This is a genomic window from Pseudoalteromonas sp. SR44-5 (genome assembly GCF_014163675.1).
Taxonomy (GTDB): domain Bacteria; phylum Pseudomonadota; class Gammaproteobacteria; order Enterobacterales; family Alteromonadaceae; genus Pseudoalteromonas; species Pseudoalteromonas rhizosphaerae.
On record NZ_JACJDT010000102.1, the window covers coordinates 1 to 2,613 of the forward strand.

The 2,613-nt window shown below is 43.7% G+C and carries 3 protein-coding genes and 1 pseudogene; all 4 read left to right on the forward strand.

Translation table 11 applies throughout. The features are described from left to right. Positions 1 to 140, forward strand: a pseudogene (locus H5154_RS23915) (transposase); the annotation flags it as partial. A 63-nt stretch (positions 141 to 203) separates the two neighbouring features. Beyond that, positions 204 to 500: an IS66 family insertion sequence element accessory protein TnpA gene (gene tnpA / locus H5154_RS22540; protein ID WP_182719702.1), complete on the forward strand. Its 297-nt coding sequence runs from the start codon at positions 204 to 206 to the stop codon at positions 498 to 500. Next, on the forward strand, positions 500 to 847 hold the full coding sequence (gene tnpB, locus H5154_RS22545) for an IS66 family insertion sequence element accessory protein TnpB (RefSeq protein ID WP_182719703.1): 348 nt from the start codon (positions 500 to 502) through the stop codon (positions 845 to 847). The genes tnpA and tnpB overlap by 1 nt, the downstream gene beginning before the upstream one ends. A 95-nt stretch (positions 848 to 942) precedes the next feature. Then, positions 943 to 2,466, forward strand: coding sequence for an IS66 family transposase (gene tnpC, locus H5154_RS22550; protein WP_182719704.1), 1,524 nt, complete (start codon positions 943 to 945; stop codon positions 2,464 to 2,466). The last annotated feature ends 147 nt before the right edge of the window (positions 2,467 to 2,613 follow it).

Sequence of the window (2,613 nt, forward strand, 5' to 3'; positions counted from 1 at the left end):
CACTGTTAGATGAAGCCGCATTGGCTGCATGTATGGCGTATGTTGATTTAAACCCAATCAGAGCGAAGATAGCTCACACACCAGAAACATCGGATTACACGAGCGTACAAAAACGGATTGAAAGTAAGCGTCTAGCAAAGTGCACCTGCCAGTAACTCGTCAAACCGATTAAACTATTTCTTAATTTCAATTAGGAGATAGCCATGAGAAAAATGCGTAGCCTTGAGCAGTGGCGCAACATTATCGAAGAACAACAAGCCAGCGATTTAACTATTACTGAGTTTTGCCAGCAACATGCCTTATCAAAAACAAGCTTTTATGCGGCACGAAGTAAGCTTATTGCTGCATCTGGTAGTTTTGTTCGCGCAAAAGTCACTAAACACGTTGATCCCACTGAACAGCAACAGCCGATCATTCTTGCTATCGGTAACGTGAAAGTCAGCTTGCCATCCACAATGCCTGCCACTTATCTGAGTCAACTGTTACGCGAGCTTGCCTAATGAAAATGTTCGTTGAACCTGCACATATTTACCTCTATCGCGATGCCGTGGATTTTCGAAAATCCATTGATGGTCTGGTCGCAATCGTTGAGGGTGAGCTTGAACGTGATGCCTATACTGGCGCTTTATTTTTATTTTGCAACAAAGCGAAGGATAAACTCAAGCTGGTTTACTGGGATAAAACGGGGGTTGCTTTGTGGTACAAGCGATTAGAAAAGCAAAAGTTCAAATGGCCAAACAAAGCCAGTCTGCAAGAATTTGAGCTCAGTCCAGAGCAACTGGATTGGTTGTTGTCGGGATATGATGTGCTTGGTCATGAAGAGTTGCGGTATAAATCGATGATCTAATCGATCATATTGGCAGTAAATGATCGTTGCCACACCGTCTGTTTTATCTTTGCGTCAAGCAAGAAAACACCGTCAAATTCTGTTAAATTGCGAACATGAAAATTGATGCACACTCACTTCCTGACGACCCAGAACAACTCAAGCGCATGTTGCTTGAGTTGCAACAGCATATGGATGAAAAGTTAGCTGAAAAAGACGCGCAAATTCACGAATTGCTACAAGCTTATAACGCGAAACTAGCCAAAGAGTACGCCAAAAAATCTGAAAAGATGCCGGGTGCAGGCGAAGTATTCAATGAAGCAGAAGATATTCTCGATGAACATGATAAAGCGCTATTGGCCACATCGGCCTCAGTAAAGAAAGAAAAAGCCAAACCGAAACGCCGGCCACTGCCGGCTCAGTTACCCCGAGTTGAGGTCGTTGTTGACCTCGAAGAGGATGAAAAAATGTGTGATTGCTGTCAAAGCCCCCTTCACAAAATGGGTGAAAGCAGCAGTGAAGCACTCGAGTTTGTGCCAGCGCATATTAAAGTAATCAAAACCATTCGCCCTAAATATACGTGCCGTCACTGTGAGCGTGAAGGCATTGAAAGTGTGGTAAAAACCGCCCTTATGCCCGCAACAGCCATTCCAAAAAGCATCGCAACGGCCAGCTTGCTGAGCCAAATAATCATGTGTAAATACCAGTTTGGCTTACCACTTTATCGCCAAGAAACCATGTTAGGCGATATTGGTATTGAGTTGAGCAGACAAACCATGTCGAGCTGGATGTTGCGCTGCGCAGACCTGTTGTCCCCTCTGTATCAACGCTTAAAGGACGTGTTGCTATCTCAACCGGTTATTCACGGCGATGAAACCCCGTTAAACGTCATTAATGCAGATAAAGCAACCAGCTATATGTGGCTGTATTGTTGCGGCGATGATAAACCGAGTAAAGGCACCAATATTGTCTTGTTTGATTACCATAACAGTCGCGCAGGCCAATGTGCGGTTGATTTCCTTGATGGTTACGAAGGCTACATGCACGTTGACGGCTACAAGGCTTACGAGCAAACGAATGCAACACTGGTTGCGTGCTTAGCCCATATGCGCCGTAAATTCATCGAGGCTAAAGGCAATAATAAAAAAACCGTCAAAGCAGATGTAGCACTAAACCTTATTCGCAAGCTCTACGGTATTGAGCAAGCCATCAAAGATAAATCGCACGATGAAAAATTCAAGATTAGGCAGAGAAAAGCCAAACCAATCGTTGATGAATTGTATCAATGGTTACTCAAGCATAAAGATAAAATCCCACCAAAAATGGCGTTAGGTGAAGCAATTACCTATGCGATAAATCAGTTTGAGAAATTCAGGCGTTACCTTGATGATGGCAGGCTCAGTATTGATAATAACCGTGCAGAGCGAGCTATAAAACCGTTCGTAATAGGGCGAAAAAACTGGTTGTTCTCAAATACCTGCAATGGTGCTCATGCCAGCGCTATACTTTATAGTCTTGTTGAAACCGCAAAGGCAAATGACCTTGTGGTGCATGACTATATCTCTACTTGCTTACAGCGCCTTGCTGAGCAGCCAGATAACCTTGAGCCACTGCTACCTTGGAACATTAAGCAAAGCTAGGTGTCGTTAGCTATACGCTTACGATTGAAAGTGCAACCGACGGTAAACAACCAATACAATTACTACGCTTTGCAGGTATGCCAAGGCAGCACATGGCAAAGGGCTTACCATTTGAGTTAAAATCTTATTTAGAACTTGTAGAGTTAA